This is a genomic window from Methylobacterium sp. AC315, from assembly GCF_979253755.1.
Map to the genome: position 1 here is coordinate 18,038 of NZ_CEEDEA010000019.1, position 14,959 is coordinate 32,996.

General features: G+C 70.2%; 13 protein-coding genes. 2 read left to right on the forward strand and 11 right to left on the reverse strand.

The features are described from left to right. Positions 1–3 precede the first annotated feature (3 nt). The 4 genes from AC0IY0_RS23075 to tauA form a co-directional block, all read right to left on the reverse strand. Positions 4–1,524 carry an aldehyde dehydrogenase family protein gene (locus tag AC0IY0_RS23075; RefSeq protein WP_471765669.1) on the reverse strand — a complete coding sequence of 507 codons (1,521 nt, stop codon included), beginning with the start codon at positions 1,522–1,524 and terminating at the stop codon, positions 4–6. Between the two features lie 115 nt (positions 1,525–1,639). After that, positions 1,640–2,479: an ABC transporter permease subunit gene (locus AC0IY0_RS23080; protein WP_471765670.1), complete on the reverse strand. Its 840-nt coding sequence runs from the start codon at positions 2,477–2,479 to the stop codon at positions 1,640–1,642. Beyond that, complete coding sequence (locus tag AC0IY0_RS23085; RefSeq protein WP_147939883.1) at positions 2,476–3,267, reverse strand: taurine ABC transporter ATP-binding protein; 792 nt, start codon at positions 3,265–3,267, stop codon at positions 2,476–2,478. The genes AC0IY0_RS23080 and AC0IY0_RS23085 overlap by 4 nt, the downstream gene beginning before the upstream one ends. Positions 3,268–3,291: 24 nt before the next feature. Then, positions 3,292–4,329, reverse strand: a complete 1,038-nt coding sequence (tauA, locus tag AC0IY0_RS23090) for a taurine ABC transporter substrate-binding protein (RefSeq protein WP_471765672.1) — start codon at positions 4,327–4,329, stop codon at positions 3,292–3,294. A 260-nt stretch (positions 4,330–4,589) separates the two neighbouring features. Between tauA and AC0IY0_RS23095 the strand changes: the two genes are divergently transcribed. Next, positions 4,590–4,988: a nuclear transport factor 2 family protein gene (locus AC0IY0_RS23095; protein ID WP_461231408.1), complete on the forward strand. Its 399-nt coding sequence runs from the start codon at positions 4,590–4,592 to the stop codon at positions 4,986–4,988. A 12-nt stretch (positions 4,989–5,000) separates the two neighbouring features. Continuing rightward, a complete protein-coding gene (locus AC0IY0_RS23100) occupies positions 5,001–6,389 on the forward strand; it encodes an NAD(P)/FAD-dependent oxidoreductase (RefSeq protein ID WP_461231409.1) in 1,389 nt (462 codons plus the stop codon). A gap of 99 nt (positions 6,390–6,488) precedes the next feature. Here AC0IY0_RS23100 and AC0IY0_RS23105 read toward each other — a convergent pair whose 3' ends face one another. From AC0IY0_RS23105 to AC0IY0_RS23135, 7 genes are all read right to left on the reverse strand, one after another. After that, positions 6,489–7,517, reverse strand: coding sequence for an ABC transporter ATP-binding protein (locus AC0IY0_RS23105; RefSeq protein WP_461232476.1), 1,029 nt, complete (start codon positions 7,515–7,517; stop codon positions 6,489–6,491). 23 nt (positions 7,518–7,540) lie between these two features. Then, positions 7,541–8,536: an ABC transporter ATP-binding protein gene (locus tag AC0IY0_RS23110; protein WP_471765673.1), complete on the reverse strand. Its 996-nt coding sequence runs from the start codon at positions 8,534–8,536 to the stop codon at positions 7,541–7,543. A 3-nt stretch (positions 8,537–8,539) separates the two neighbouring features. Further along, on the reverse strand, positions 8,540–9,394 hold the full coding sequence (locus tag AC0IY0_RS23115) for an ABC transporter permease (protein ID WP_147942021.1): 855 nt from the start codon (positions 9,392–9,394) through the stop codon (positions 8,540–8,542). A gap of 65 nt (positions 9,395–9,459) precedes the next feature. Next, positions 9,460–10,443, reverse strand: coding sequence for an ABC transporter permease (locus tag AC0IY0_RS23120; RefSeq protein WP_147908896.1), 984 nt, complete (start codon positions 10,441–10,443; stop codon positions 9,460–9,462). Beyond that, the gene (locus AC0IY0_RS23125; protein ID WP_471765675.1) at positions 10,440–12,059 is read right to left on the reverse strand and encodes an ABC transporter substrate-binding protein; all 1,620 of its coding nucleotides are present in this window, start codon (positions 12,057–12,059) and stop codon (positions 10,440–10,442) included. Before AC0IY0_RS23125 ends, AC0IY0_RS23120 begins: the two co-directional genes overlap by 4 nt. Further along, positions 12,050–13,042, reverse strand: a complete 993-nt coding sequence (locus AC0IY0_RS23130; protein WP_471765677.1) for a CobW family GTP-binding protein — start codon at positions 13,040–13,042, stop codon at positions 12,050–12,052. Before AC0IY0_RS23130 ends, AC0IY0_RS23125 begins: the two co-directional genes overlap by 10 nt. After that, on the reverse strand, positions 13,039–14,676 hold the full coding sequence (locus tag AC0IY0_RS23135; RefSeq protein ID WP_471765679.1) for an amidohydrolase: 1,638 nt from the start codon (positions 14,674–14,676) through the stop codon (positions 13,039–13,041). The genes AC0IY0_RS23130 and AC0IY0_RS23135 overlap by 4 nt, the downstream gene beginning before the upstream one ends. Positions 14,677–14,959: the final 283 nt, after the last annotated feature.

The window sequence follows — 14,959 nt, forward strand, 5'->3', positions numbered from 1 at the left end:
GCCTCAGCGCATGTCGACCACGATTGTCTTCTTGCGGGTGAAATGCTCCAGCATCGACTCGAGGGAGGCTTCCTTGCCGAGGCCGGACTTCTTGAACCCGCCGTAACTCAGGTTCGGCTGGATCGTCAGGTTCTGATTGACCTGGACATAGCCGGCATCGAGCGCGTGCGACACCCGCAGCGCACGACGCAGGTCGGTGGTCCACACTGTCGCGGCGAGGCCGAAATCCCCGGCATTCGCCGCCTCCAGAACGGCCTCCTCGTCGGAGAACGGCACGATGCAGGCGACCGGCCCGAAGATCTCGTCGCGCATGAGCGGGCTGTCCTCGGTAAGACCGGTGAACAGGACCGGCTCGACGAAGAGGCCTCCGGCGAGCTCCGCCGCTTCGGGGAGGGTTCCGCAACGCACGGCCTGCGCGCCCGGGGTCGCCTCGCCCTGCGCGATGTAGTCCATGATCTTGGCACGCTGCCGGGCGTTGATGACGGTGCCGATATCGGTCGCCTCGTCGAGCGGGTCGCCCATCCGGAGGTTCGAGACGGCAGCGGCCAGCCGCTCCACGAACGGGTCGTGCAGGTCCGCATCGACGTAGATCCGGCTCGACGCGGTGCAGCTCTGACCCTGGCGGGTAAAGCGCATGCCGGCCACTGCGCCCGCGACGGCCCGGTCGAGATCGGCGTCGGCGAAGACCAGCATCGGGCTCTTGCCGCCGAGCTCCAAGCTCACCGGGATCAGCTTGTCGGCGGCCTCCCGGTAGATCGCCTCACCCACCGCCTGCGAGCCCGTAAAGGTGACCTTGGCGACGTCGGGGTGGCGGACCAGCGGCGCCCCGCATCCGGCTCCGGTGCCACAGATCACGTTGAGGACGCCGGACGGCAGGAGCTCCGCCAGCAGGCGCGCGGCCTCGATCGTCGCGAAGGGGGCCTCCTCGGAGGCCTTCACCACCACGGTGTTGCCCGCCACCAGGGCCGGGCCGATCTTGAGCGCCATCAGCACGAGGGGCACATTCCAGGGCAGGATCGCCGCCACCACGCCCAGGGGCTCCCGGGTGGTCAGCGCCAGCATGTCCGGGCTGAACGGCAGCGTCTCGCCTTTGAGTTCCGTGGCGAGGCCGCCGAACATCGCGAGGATGTCGGCGGCGGTGGCGATCTCGGGTCGGCATTCGGTGCGGATCGCCTTGCCGGTCTCGGCGGCGAGGAGCGGGGCGAGGTCCGGGGACGCCGCCGCGATCCGGCGCCCGCCCTCGGCGACCAGCCGCCCGCGCTCGCGCGCCGGCACCCGCGCCCAGGCCTTTCCGGCGGCGCGGGCGGCCGCGACCGCCGCCTGGACATCCGCCGGGCCGGCCGCCGGCGCCTGCCCCAGTGCGTCGCCGGTCGCCGGATCGAGAACAGTCAGGCATGTGCCGTCCACCGGGCCCACCAGCGCGTTCCCGATCAGGTGGCGTCCCGCAAGCGAGGCCAGGAGGTCGCGCGCGTTCCCAGGAAGGCGCGCCGGGCCGCGCGTCAGGCTCTCGGGTTCGTTCGACATGGGCGGGTCACTCGCGATCGGACTCGGGCGTCCCGCCGTCGATAAAACCGGTGCGGGCGCCGCGACAGGTCCAGGCGGCGGCGAGTGAGCGGACCAGGGCACTGTCCGGGCGCCGTCAGGCCTTGCCCTTCCAGGGCACCAGCGCGCGTTCGAGCCGCCGCAGGCCGAATTCGAAAAGGGCTGCGAACAGGCCGATCAGCAGGATCCCCATCACCACCACGTCGGTGCGCAGGAAGTTCGAGGCGTTGAGGACGAGCTGGCCGAGCCCGGCCTGGGCCGCCACCATCTCGGCGGCGACCAGGGTGGTCCAGCCGACGCCCATGCCGATCCGCAGGCCGATCAGGATCTCCGGCATCGCGGCCGGGAACACCACGTAGCGCAGCACTTGCCAGCGGCTCGCGCCGAGTGCACGCGCCGCGTTGATCTGGTCGACAGAGGCCGAGAGCACGCCCGATCGGGTCGCCAGGGCCACCGGGGCGAAGCAGGCCAGGACGATCAGCAGCACCTTCGACAACTCGCCGATCCCCAACCAGATGATCATCAGCGGCAGGTAGGCCAACGGCGGCAGCGGCCGGTAGAACTCGATCAGCGGGTCGAGGATGCCGCGGGCGATCCGGCTCATGCCCATGGCCAAACCGGCCGGGACACCCAGCAGCGTGGCGAGCCCGAAGGCGCCGAGGACGCGCAAGAGGCTGTCGCGCACGTGAAGGCCGAGGGGGGCGCCGTCGAGTTCGCCGTTCCAGGCCTGCCCGAGGGCCGTCAGGACCGCCTCCGGCGGCGGCAGGAACAGCGGTTTGATCCAGCCGACATGGGTCGCGACCGCCCAGAGACCGAGGCAGGCCAGCACGGTGGCCAGACTGATGATCGGCACCAGCGACTCGTTGCGGCGGCCACGGCGCCCGGGGCGAGAGCGCGACGCCTCGGGAACCGCCGCGTCGAGGGGAAGGCCGCTCATCGGGAGCCTCCGAACGCCGGTTCGATCCGGTGATGGATGCGCCCGAGCACGCGCTCGCGCACGGCGATGAAGTCGGGATCCGACTTGACCGCCCGCGCCGCCCGCCCGGCCACGACCGCGCGCGAAAAGGGCAGGTCGATCGTCTCGACGATGCGGCCCGGCCGCGGGCTCATGATCAGGAGCTTGGTGGCCAGGAACACCGCCTCCTCGACGTCGTGCGTGATGAAGAAGGCCATCTTGCCGGTCCGGTGCCAGACTTGGAGGATCAGCTCCTGGACCTGCTCGCGCGTGAATGCATCCAGGGCGCCCAGCGGCTCGTCCATCAGCAGGGCGCGCGGGTCACTGGCCAGCGCCCGGGCGATGCCGACCCGCTGCTGCATGCCGCCCGAGAGCTCGTAGGTCTTCCGGTCCGCGAACTCGGCGAGACCGACCAGCTCAAGCATGGCGAGGGCGATCCGGTGCCGCTCCGGGCGCGCAACGCCGCGCATCTTGGGACCGAAGGCCACGTTCTCGGCCACGCTCAGCCAGGGCATCAGCGCGTGGCGCTGGAACACCACCCCCCGGTCGGCCCCCGGACCCCGGACCGGCACCCCGTCCAGCAGGATGCTACCCTCGGTCGGTTCAAGGAAGCCGGCCATCGCCGAGAGCAGGGTGGTCTTGCCGCAGCCTGAGGCGCCGAGCGCCACCACGAACTCCCCCGGCCGGATCGTGAGGTTCACCTGCGAGAGGGCGACGATGCCGGTCTCGCCCTCCCCGTAATGGACGCTGAGGTTGCGGATCTCGATCATGGATCTCTCCGGCTTCGCCGCGGGCTATTGTCCGGCCGCCGCCACGTAATCGCCGGTGACGAACCGGCCGTAATCGGGTGCCAGCGCCTGCACGCGCCCCTGCGCCTTCAGGAACTCCGCGGTCTCCGTCAGGGCCCTGGCGGCCCCGCCGCCAAGCCAGGCCGGGGAGGCCTGCGCGTCGAGGGCCGGGAAGCGGTAGCTCGCGAGGCTCGCCGGCACCTCTGCGGGGGTCGCACCGGTGATCTTGGCCACCGCCTTCACCTCGCTTGAATCGGCAGCCCACGGCCGAGCCCTGTAGGCCGCGTCCTCGGCCGCGATCAGCTTCACCAGCGTGACGAGGAAGTCCCGGTTCTGTGCCGCCCAGGCCCGGTCGACCACGAGGCCGTCGAAGGTCGCCTTGCCCTTGCGGGCGATGTCGCCCGCCGAAATCAGCACCGTGCCGGACTTCTTCACGCGGGCCAGCACAGGGTCCCAGATGAAGGTCGCATCGATGTCGCCGCGCTCCCAGGCGGCGGCGATCTCGGGCGGCCGCATGTTGAGGATCGTCACGTCCTTCTGGCTCAACCCGGCCTCCGCCAGCGCGGCGATCAGCTGATAGTGGGATGTCGAGACGAACGGCACCGCGACGGTCTTGCCACGCAGGTCGGCCACGGTTTTGACGCTGCTGCCGTTACGCGCGACAAGCTGCTCGGCGTCGGCGATCTCGTCGAGAATCCAGAAGAGCTGGATGTCGAGTCCCTGCGAGGCCGCCGCAGCGATCGGGCTCGACCCCGCCTCTCCGATCTGGACGTTGCCCGACGCCATGGCGCGAATCACGTCGCCGCCGCCGCCGAACTTACGCCACGTCACGGTGTAGCCGGTGACCTTCTCGATGGCGCCCGAGGCCATCAGGGCCCGGAACGGGACCACCATGTCCTGGTGCGCGAAGGTGACCGATTTCTCGGCGGCCAGGGCGGGGTCAGGCGAGAGGATGCCGAGGAACAGCGGTGCCAGGGCCGCCAGAGCGGCTAAGATTGCTCGCGCGGCGGGGCGGGCTTTTGGTCGCGATCGTACGCTGTCCATGAGCATTCATCCCCTCCGGGACCCCGAATCGCTCCCGATGAGCGGTCCGACCGGAGGGTCCGACAAGGCAAGCTCCGTGCACAAGGGGCCAGACCATGCCTAAATCTCCCCCCGCATGGCTCCCCCGCGCCAGTCGCTCCCCAGGGCCGGCCAACTGGATGCGTCGTTGACACCGCTCTGGACCTCGCGAGGCTGACGGCGCCGGCGCTAGGTCGTGGCGACGACAGCCGCCCGCGGGCGAGCCAGGGGAGTGCGGTTCCATGAATGAAACGACGACCGAAGCGGAGCGCCACGCGGTGCTCGACAGCCTGTTCGAAGCCTTCAACCGCCACGATGCGGACGGGGTGATGGCCTGCTTCACGCCGGACGTGGTGTTCGACACCGCCGCCGGCCCGGAGGCGCACGGGCGCCGGCTGACCAGCCAGGACGCGGTGCGGGCGGCCTTCGTGGCCGTCTGGACCGACATGCCGGACGTGGCCTGGACGGTCACCCGCCACACCCTGGCGGGGGAGCGCGCCACGTCGGAATGGCTGTTCACCGGCACCCGGGCCGATGGCGGCCGGGTCGCCGTGGAGGGGGTCGACCTGTTCGTGTTCGAGGGAAGGCTGATCGCCCGCAAGAGCGCCTTCCGCAAGGACCGCCCGGTCCAGGCGGCCTGAGGGAGGCGGACCGTGAGCCTGACCCCCGATCCCGTGCCACGCCCGACCGGCGCGCCCTACGATCCGACCTACGATCCCCTGACCAGCGCGACCCCTGGCACGAACCGCGCCTACGCGCCGACCTACTGGGTGGCCACCGCCGGCCCTCCGCCGGAGGATGACGGCCCGATCACGGGCGACGTCGATGCCGACGTGGTGATCGTCGGCTCGGGCTTCACCGGCCTGTCCTGCGCCCTCAGCCTCGCCCGCGATCACGGCATCAAAGCCACCGTGCTGGAGGCCAACCGGGTTGCGTGGGGCTGCAGCACCCGCAACGGGGGCCAGGGCCAGAACGCGTCGGGCCGGCTCAGCCGCTCGCAATGGATCGCCCGCTACGGTCGGGAGACCGCGCTCCGGCTCCACGCCGAGATCCAGGACGGGTTCTCATACTTCTCCGACCTCGTCCGCGAATTCGACCCCGATCCGCAGCCTGGCGGCCACATCTACGTCGCCCATCGGGCGCGCACCTTCGCCAAGCTGGCAGCCGAATGCGAGGTCGCCAACGCGGTGTTCGGGTATCGCACCCGGATGCTCGGCCCGGACGAGTTGCGGCGCGACTGGCTCGACGAGGCCGGGGCGGTCGGTGCACTCCATGAGCCGTTGGGTATCGGCATCCACCCGGCGAAGTTCGCCTTCGGGTATCTCCGGGCCGCGCGGGCGGCTGGCGCGCGGATCCACCCCGCCAGCCCGGTGCTCGGGATCGACCGCGACGGCGCCGGATTCCGGGTGCGCACCCCCCACGGAACCGTTCGGGCCCGTGCAGTCGCGATCGCCACGGGGGGCTACACCAGCCAGGGACTGCACCCGCGCCTGCGCAGCCGGATCATGCCGATCCTGTCCAATTCCCTGGTCACCCGCCCGCTGACGCAGGACGAGATCGCCGCGACGTTGCGGACCACCACCTTCGTCACGGACACCCGCACCCTGCGCTTCTACTACCGCCGGCTACCCGACAACCGGGTCCAGATCGGCAGCCGCAGCGCCATCACCGGGGCGGACGCGACCAACCCGCGCCACCTCCGCCTCCTGGTCGATGGCCTGCACCAGAAATTCCCGGCGCTCGAAGGCATTGCGATCGACTATTCCTGGTGGGGCTGGGTCGATGTCAGCCACGACATGATGCCCCGGATCGTTCGGCCGGAGCCGGACCAGCCGCTGTTCTACGCCCTGGGCTATGGCGGCAACGGCGTCTCGTTCTCCGCTCAGGCTGGCCGCCGGCTCGCCGGGCTGGTGGCAGGTCGCAAGCTCGCGGGTCTGCCGATCTTCGAGGGATCCTTGCCGAGCCACCCCTTCGCGCCGTTCCGGCGTATCGGGCAGCGGATGTTGTATCGCTGGTACCACCACCGCGACGAGGCGGCCTGACCCGGCTGTCTGCGGGAACGAATAACCCAGCCCTCTTCGGATGGGCCGCCCGGTCGGTTCGGGGCGGCCCTTGCCATGTCGGGAGGTACCGCCGGATGGTCAGGCAGCCTGTGCCTGATCGAAGTTCGGCGCCTCGATCTCGCCGACACGGTGACAGGCGACGTAGTGACCCTGGCCCGTCGCGAGCAGGGCCGGATCCTCGGCCCTGCACCGCTCGACCGCGAACGGACAGCGCCCGGCGAACCGGCAGCCCGCGGGCGGATCGATCGGGCTCGGCGGCTCGCCGCGCACGAGGTAGCGGGCCTTCAGGGCCTCCCGTGCCGGACCGGCCGGCACCGCCGCCGAGATCAGCGACCAGCTATAGGGATGGCGCGGGGCGGAGAAGAACGTCCGCGTCGGCGCCTGCTCGACGATCCGGCCGAGATACATCACCGCGACCTCGTCGCAGAGGTGCTGCACCACGCCGAGATCGTGCGAGATGAAGATGTAGGCGAGCCCTCGCTCGGCCTGGAGCCTGGCCAGGAGGTTGAGGATCTGCGCCTGGATGGCGACGTCGAGGGCCGAGACCGCCTCGTCGCAGACGATGATGTCGGGCTCGGTCGCCAGGGCCCGGGCGATGCACAGGCGCTGGCGTTGCCCGCCCGAGAACTGATGCGGGAACAGGCTTTTGGCCTCCGGTGGCAGGCCCACCGCGGCGAACAGCGCGTCGAGCCGCGCCGCGGCCTGCTTGCGCGACAGCCCCTCCAGCAGCCGGAGCGGCTCGGCCACGAGGTCGCCGGCACAGCGGCGGGGATCGAGCGACGCGAACGGGTCCTGGAACACCATCTGGATGTGGCGGCGCGCCTGCCGCAACCGGGCGCCCCGGAGGCCGAGGATGTCCTCGCCGTCGAGGACGACGTGGCCGGCGGTCGCCGGAACGAGGCGCATGATGCCCTGCGCTGTGGTGGATTTGCCTGATCCGGACTCTCCGACGATGCCGAAGCTCGCGCCGCGACGCACGACGAAGCTTACGCCATCGACCGCGTGTACCCGCGAGCCGCCGCGACCCGGGACCGGAAAATGAACCCTGAGGTCGTTGACCTGCAGGATGGCGGCGCCCGTCGGGGCCGGGATGGGTCTCACGTTCATGCCGCTCTGGCTGCTCTTGCCGCTCATGCCGCTCGTGCCTCCGGGTGCCAGCAGGCCACCGCCCGGGCGGACCCGGTTTCGGCCAGGGCCGGCTGGGGACTGTCCAGACAGGTGGCGTCGACCCGCGCGCAGCGGTCGGCGAAGGCGCAGATCGCGGGTCGACGGCCGAGCGGAGGGACGAGGCCTGGGATCTCGCGCAACGCGCCCGTCCCGGCGTCCGCCGCTGCGCCGAGGCGCAGGTGCGGCGTGCAGCCCATCAGCCCGCGGGTATAGGGATGCTGCGCCGCGCGCATCACGGCGCGGGTCTCGCCCTGCTCGATGCACCGCCCGGCGTAGAGTACCGCCACCGTGTCGGCGATGTCGGCCACCGCCCCGAGATCGTGGGTGATCAGCACGATGGCGGTGCCCATCTCGTCCTGGAGGGCCTTCAGCAGATCGAACACCTGCGCCTGCACGGTCACGTCCAGCGCCGTCGTCGGCTCGTCGGCGATCAGCAGCTTCGGCCGGCAGGCCAGCGCCATGGCGATCATCACGCGCTGGCGCATGCCGCCGGAGAGCTCGTGCGGGTAGGCGTGAAGGCGCCGATCGGCGGCCGGGATTTGGACCGCCCTGAGCATCGCCAAGGCCCGGTCCAGGGCGTCGCGGCGCCCGAGCCGCTGATGCAGCCGCAGCGCCTCGGCAATCTGGTCGCCCACCGTGTAGACCGGGTTCAGGGCCGTCATCGGTTCCTGGAAGATCATCGACATGGCGCTGCCGCGCAACGCCCGCAGCCGGGCCGGCTTAGCCGCCGCGAGATCCTCCCCGGCGAGGCGAATGCGACCGGCGGCACGGGCGAATTCCTCCGGCAGCAGGCCCATGATCGCCAGCGCGGTCATGCTCTTGCCGCAGCCGGATTCGCCGACCAGCGCGATGGTGCGGCCGGCCTCGACGGAGAAGCTCAGGTGCTCCAGCACCGGCACGCTGGCTCCGGCCTGCCGCAAGGTGACGGTGAGGTCTTCGACTGCGAGGACGGGGGGCATCGCTCAGCTCCGCTTGCGCAGGCGCGGGTTGACCGCGTCGTTGACGGCGTCGCCCACGAGGCTGACGCCGAGGACCGCGAGGAAGATCGCCGCCCCGGGCAGCAGCACCGTCCACCACGCCTCCAGGGCGTAGGCGCGGTTCTGGCCGATCATCAGCCCCCAGCTCATCACGTTGGGGTCGCCCAGCCCGAGGAAGCTCAGAGCCCCCTCGAACAGCACGGCGGTGCCGATCGCCAGCGTCGCCGAGACCACGATCGGCGGTGCGGCGTTCGGCAGGATCACCCGGCCGATCAGGTAGAGCGGTCCGGCCCCGGCCGCCCGCGCGGCTTTGACGAAGTCGAGGCCGCGCAGGCGCAGGAACTCCGCCCGGGTCAGCCGCGCCGTGGGCGGCCAGGAGACGATCCCGATCGCGATCGTGGTGATGGCGATCCTCTGGCCGAACAGGGTGACCAGAACCATCGCGAACAGCAGGGTCGGCAGCACCTGGAAGAATTCGGTGACCTTCATCAGCAGCGTGTCGGTCCGGCCTCCGAAGAAGCCCGCCAGCGCCCCGAAGGTCACGCCGATCACCACGGTGATCAGGGCCGCGGAGAAACCGACCAGCAGGGTCGCGCGACCGCCCTGCAGCAGGGCCGCCAGGATGTCCTGGCCGAGGTAGTCCGTGCCGAGCAGCGGATCGCCGCCGGGCGGCTGGAACGGGGCGCCGACGATGTCGAACGGATCGACCCCGTAGAGGTGCGGTCCGACCAGCGCGGCGAACAGGAGGCCGAGCAGGATGGCGAGACCGAGGAGGCCGCTGGGGTTGCGCAGGAACAGGTAAAGCGTGGCGAGCCCGGGCGTGACGGCCGGGCGCGGCATCGGCGGGGCCGCCTCGGGGCGCGTCGCCTCCGATGGCAGGGTCGAGCCGGTCGCGGCGGCGACGTTCATGCGGGCCTCCCGGCACGGATGCGCGGATCGATCAGGCGATAGAGGAGGTCGGTGACAAGGTTCGCGGCGACGACCAACAGCGCCGAGCAGAACAGGATGCCGAGCAGCGTCGGGTAGTCGCGCCGCAGGATCGAGTCGAAGGTCAGGCGGCCGAGTCCCGGCCAAGCGAACACGGTCTCGACCAGGATGGCGCCCGCGAAGAGCTGTCCGAACTGGAGTCCGACCATGGTGACGAGCGGGATCAGCGCGTTGCGCAGGGCGTGCTTGCCGACCACGATCCACTCCGGCAGGCCCTTGGCACGGGCGGTGCGGACGTAGTCGGCATTGAGCGCATCGATCATGCTGGCCCGCATCAGACGGCTGTATTGGGCGACGTAGACGATGCCGAGGGTGAGCATCGGCAGGACCAGATGTTCGGCCACGTCGAGGGCGTGGGCGAGGCCGCGCCGCGGCGTCGCCACATCCTCCATCCCGGCGACCGGCAGAACCGGCCACAGGGAGGCGAACACCACCAGCAGCATCAGGCCGGTCCAGAAGACCGGTGCGGCATTGCCGGCGATCGCCACCAGCGAGACGACGTGACTGAGGAGGCCGTTCGGTTTGCGCGCGCTCAGGATCCCGAGGCCGGCGCCGATCAGCACCGCGAGGGCGAGGGAACTCAGAACGAGCAGGGCGGTGGCTGGCAGCCTGCCGAGGATGAGGCGCGAAACCGGCTCGTTGAAGTAGAACGAGTAGCCGAGGTCGCCCTTCGCCACCTTGCCGACATAGGTCGCGAGCTGTTCGGGGATGCTGCGATCGAGGCCGTAGCGCGTGCGGATCTCGGCCATGATCTCCGGCGAAGCACCACCCATCTCTCCGGCGATCACCTGCGCCGGGTCACCGGGTGCCGCCTGGATCAGCAGGAAGTTCAGCACCACGACGGCGAGCAGCAATCCGACCGCGTTCAGCGCGGTCGAACCGAGGCTGCGCAGAGCCGTCATCTCTCGGCTCCCGCGGCGCCTTGCGCCCAGGCGACCTCGTCGAGGGGTGAGAGCGGGCCCCAGATCGACAGCGGCAGATTGGTCAGGCGCTTGTCGTAGACCGCCTTGTAGGGCGTGAGGTTGAGGTAGGCGATCGGCACATCGGACACGACGATCTTCTGGAAGTCATCGTAGAGCGTCTTGCGCTTGGCGACGTCGGTCTCGATTGCGGCCGCGTTAAGCAATTCGTCGACTTTTGGATTCTGGTATTGCTGGGTGTTCGACCAGATTACGCCTTTGCGAATGTTGGTCGACAGGTAGGTTCGCGCCACGCCGATCACGGGGTCGCCCCAATTGAAGACGTTGTCCATGGTCAGGTCGAAATCGAAGTTCGAGACGCGCTGCGCCCAGGTCGGGAAGTCCGGCGCAGCCCGGACCTGAAGGGCGATGCCGATCCGCTTGAGGCCGGCCCGCAGGTATTCGGCGACGTTGCGCTGCTGGTCGTTGTCGTTGGGGATGTAATCGATGGTGAGCTGAAGCCGCGTGCCGTCGGCCCCTTTCTTCAGCCCGGCCTCGTCGAGCAGGCTCTCCGCCTTGGCGATGTCGAGCTTGTACGGGTCGACGGCCGGCTCGTAGAACGGCGAGCCCGGCACGATCGGGCCGGTGGCGGGCTTCGCCACGCCGCCGAGCAGCTTGCCCGTGATGAAGTCGCGGTTGGCGGCAAGAGCGATGGCCCGGCGCACCCGCACGTCGTCGAGCGGCTTCTTCCCGCAATTGAAGGCCAGCCAGTTGATCGGGCCGATCCCCTCGAAGCCGCGATCGGTCACCGTGAGGGTCTGCGCCTTGCTCAGGCGCTCGATGTCCCGCACCGAGGACAGGAACGGCAGCATCCCGATCTCGCGCCGTTCGGTGGCGATGACGAGGCTGTTCTGGTCCGGCAAGATTCGGTAGACAAGCCGCGCGAGCTTGGGCCGCCCGGCGATGAAGAACTTGTCGAACCGCTCGAGCTGGATCGACTCGCCCTGCTTGTACGCGACGAACTTGAACGGGCCCGATCCGACCGGCTTCAGGTTGGCCGGATGGGTCTTGATGTCCTGCCCGTCGCCGTAGACGTGCTTGGGCAGGATCGGCATCAGGCCGGGTGACATGGCCAGCAGCAGCGCAGGATGCGGCCGCGAAAGCCGGATCACGACGGTATGGGCGTCGGGGGTCTCCACGGTCGAGACCGGCTCCAGCATGGTCTGGAACGGGTGGTTCGCCTTGATCACCCCGATCGAGAAGGCGACATCCTCCGAGGTCAGCGGATGGCCGTCGTGGAACACGGCATCGCTCACGAGGTGGAGCGTCACGCTGAGGTTGTCGGGGGCGACCTCCCAGGACTTCGCCAGATAGGGAAGCGGGTTCCACGCGTCGTCGTAACGCAGCGGGCTCGCGAAGATCTGCGTCGAGACCATCCCGGTGGCGATACCGGACTGCACCGCGCCGTTGAAATGGCGGGGCACCTGGTTGGTGCCGATCACCAACGGCGCGTTCGCGTCGTCGGCCAAAGCCGCGGGCAAACCGAGGATCGGGGAGGCCAAGGGGGCGGTCAACACCGCGAGGCCGGCGCCGAGGAGCGTGCGTTTGGTCAGTCGCATCCGAGTCGGTCTCCGTGGGGGATCTGCGGCGGGAGCAGCGCGGCGTCGAGGCGATCGCTCAGCGTCGGACCGGCCTCCGTGTCGGCCGCTGCGATGCCGACGAGTTCGATGCCGCCCTGTGCAGCCTCCGGCAGCGGCGAGAGGCTCCACCGGCGCCCGACCATCTGAAGCAGGTGCATCCCGGAGGCGTCGCCCAGTCGGACCCGGCCCTTCAGGCGCAAGAGCGGGGTCGGCATGCCGGCGAGTGCGCGTCCGAGACCGGCGCGGTCGAACGTCCCCGTGCGCCGGTAGAGCAGGCGCTGGAACGTGTCCTCGTGCGTGACCGCTTCGGCACGCAGCCGGGAAGAGCCCCGCCCCACCAGTTCCGGAGCCTCGCCGCCGAGGGCGAAGAGCGCCTCCGGCAGCACGGCCGCCACGGTGTCGACCACCGGGACAGCGGGCGCGAGGGCGGCGAGCGTGGCGTGCGACGCCGCGAGGCCGATTGCGTCCACGAGATCGCGCTTGTTCAGCACCAGGATGTCGGCTGCGCGGATCTGGCGGGCGATCGTGTCGCCCATCCGCGGATCGGCGGCGAGGGCGGGCAGGCGCTCGGCATCCACCAGCACGACGACGCCGCGCAGGACGAGGCCAGGCTCCACCAGGGCGATCTCCGCGATGGCGCCGGGATCGCCGACACCGCTGGCCTCGATGACGATGTGATCGAAGGGTTCGGGCTCGGCGAGCACGCGCATCAGCGTGTCGAGGAAGCCGTCGGCCAGACTGCAGCAGACGCAGCCATTGGTCAGCCGCAAAGTCTGCCCGTCATGGTCGCGGATCAGGCCGGCATCGACGTTCACCGCGCCGAAATCGTTGACCAGCACTGCGTAGCGGCCCTGCGCGCCGGCGAGCAACCGGTTCAGCAGCGTCGTCTTGCCGGCGCCGAGGAAGCCGCCGACCACCGTGAGCGGGCAGCGCGTCGCGGGGGCGGGACGCTCCTGCCTCATACCGACGGCACCGCGAAGACGCGGCCGCCCAGTACCGTGGCGTGGATGGGAATGTCCTTCAAGGTCTCTGGCGGCGTCTCGAACGGATCCGCGTCGAGGACGGCGAAGTCGGCGAACTTCCCGGCTTCGATGGAGCCGACGCAATGGTCCATCCGGAGGGTGTAGGCGGCCCCCAGCGTCACAGCGTGCAGAGCCTCGGCGACGCTCAGCCGTTCGTCGGGGCCGAGCACACGCCCCGACGACGTGGTCCGGTTGACGGCGCACCAGGCCGTGAAAAGCGGCCCCAGTGGCGTCACAGGCGCGTCCGAGTGGATCGCGAGCGGGATGCCGAGGCGCGCCGCGCTCCCGGCGGCGTCGATCCGGGCCGCGCGTTCCGGCCCCATGGTCAGATCGTGGTGGGCATCGCCCCAGTAATAAAGATGGTTCGAGAACAGGTTGAGGCACAAACCCAGCGCCTTGATCCGGCGCAGCTGTGCCTCGGTCGCCATCTGGCAGTGCTGGAGCGTGTGCCGGTGGTCGGGACGCGGATGGGCGATCTGCGCCTTCTCGACCGCGTCGAGGGCCGCCTCGGTGGCCTCGTTGCCGTTGGTGTGGATGTGGAGCTGGATGCCGGCGGCGTGGTAGACACCCACGATCCGGTCGAGGTCGTCCGGGGCGACGTACCAGAGGCCATTTGGTGCGCCGTTATGGTAGCCGGGCGGCAGGAGCCGGGCGGTGAATCCCTGGATCGAACCGTCGACGACGATCTTCACGATGCCGAAGCGCAGGCGGTCGGTGTTGGCGGCATTGAGGCGGCCGATCTTGGCGACGCCCTCTTCCGGCGCACAGGAGACCGAGGCCAGCGCCGGCACGATCCGCACCGGCAGGCCGTCGACGCAGGCGGCCCGATAGACCGCCACGGACGCCTCCGTAAGGTCGTTGTGCAGGTCCGCGATGGTGGTGATGCCCTGGAGCTGCGCGGCGGAGCCGAACCGGGCGACATCGGCCGCATCGAGATGCCCGCTCATCGGGTTGTAGCCGAGCGCTCGGAATAGGCGCAGCCGGGCGGCGATGCCCTGCAACTCGCCCGACGGGGTGCCATCCGCCAGCTTCGGCACACCATCGATCGCGGTGGTGGCGTCGAAGCCCGCCATCTCCAAGAGGAGGCTGTTGACGTTGGTGATGTGCAGGCTGGCATGGTGGACCATGACCGGCCGGGTTGTGGAGACCCGATCGAGATCGTGCCGGGTCAGGCGTGCGCCGCCGAGATGCAGCGGATCGAAGCCCCACCCGTAGAGCAGCTGGTCCGGGTCGGCGATGGACCGGTCCGCGTCCGAAAGCCGGGCGACGACGGCCCCGATATCGCGCAGGCCCGGCACGCGGCGTCCGTCCGGACTGCGGCGGTCGCCGGCCCCGACATAGGTCTGGCGCCAGAGGGTGCCCTCCATGACGTGGGCGTGTCCCTCGACGAAGCCGGGAAGGATGACCTTGTCGGCAAAACGCCGATCGGGAACTGCATCGAGCCCGTCGAACTCGTCTTCCGTCCCGACCATCAGCACGCATCCGTCACGCACGGCGACGTGCGTCGCGTACGGCCGCGATGGGTTCATCGTGATGACCCGCCGGGCCTCGAAGAGGGTGATCTCGCTCGGCATGGCTGTCCTCGGCACGGCGGCCAAGATGTCGGCCGTTCTCCGGGGCCGCTAGCGCCAGACGCCGGGTATGAAGGGGGCCAGGGTGCCGCAATTCGAAGATCGGAATCCCCGCATCGAGCGGCGATGGGGACGCCGCCGTTGAAGTCCTCGCTCATGCCGCGGCGCCCGATTTCTCGGGCTCGTTCGCCTCAAGGGGATCCAGTCCGCCCGGAAGGCTGCGTGACACCCGTCGGGGGGCGGGTGGCTCCGGCCGGCGGGCAGCCCCCCGCGGCCAACGGTGAAG